This window comes from Serratia sp. KG1D, assembly GCF_037150675.1.
Taxonomy (GTDB): Bacteria; Pseudomonadota; Gammaproteobacteria; order Enterobacterales; family Enterobacteriaceae; genus Serratia; species Serratia nematodiphila.
This window is the reverse complement of record NZ_JBAGIH010000016.1, coordinates 1-853: the sequence shown is the minus strand read 5'-3', so window position 1 is coordinate 853 and position 853 is coordinate 1. Positions and strand designations below refer to the sequence as shown.

General features: G+C 44.7%; 1 pseudogene. It reads left to right on the top strand.

From position 1 onward, the window contains the following. Window positions 1-350 (top strand): annotated as a pseudogene (locus WFM45_RS24590) (shufflon system plasmid conjugative transfer pilus tip adhesin PilV); the annotation flags it as partial. Window positions 351-853: the final 503 nt, after the last annotated feature.

Sequence of the window (853 nt, the reverse complement as noted above, 5' to 3'; positions counted from 1 at the left end):
AGGGTACAGGCATAACCGAGGGTAATTACACTGTTCTCGGGACATTTAAAGGTTCTTACTCCGGTACGAATAATACAGGAAAGCAATATCGCCTGTACGTAACAGGCGGCAATCCACCTAGCAAAAAAATCAACTATGGAGATGCTGATAACTGCGTTAATACATACTCGCTCGTCGCTGAAGTTGGGGGGCTGTACGTTGCAAGAGATTTAAATGGCAACTCTCAGTGGCAAAAATCAGGGACAGTGAACTTTGAAGTCCCGGATGGGTCTTCATTTTCTATTGTCTCAAATGGAATGATGTCTTACGGCTGTGACTACGGATCGTTCACTGTCTTTCGTTTCCAATAACCTTGACAGTCTGATATGAGAAATGTGCTGGTTGTGTAACGTGTTGCAGATTATTTACCTGTACTCTGTCGTCTTAGCTTACCAACAGTCAAACTCCACAACTCTGAATGTTAGTGGGATTTAGCGATAAATAACGGCAGTTAAGCAGCCTTTTGATCAGTGGTAGGTGACGAGATTGAAACTCCCAGGTGAGCATCCGTAAGAGGGTAAGGGGTTTGACGTTACACTAAACGTCGATCCCGCTGGGATAATGAAGTTTATAGTTCCGGATTTACTCCAATCTGAGTTAGCGGTACCAGCCGATGTAATGATACGTCCGTCAACCATACCTTTAAGATCCCATGTATTACGGCAATTGTCACCGTCTTTAATTCCTCTATCTATAGTGGAAACGCCGCCGGAAGCGTAAACCGTCATCGGGCGGCCAGTATCGTTAACCGATGTGTAAGTGGAAACAAATGCCCCTAGCGAAGAGTAACTACCGTTATAAATGGAGCCGGAAA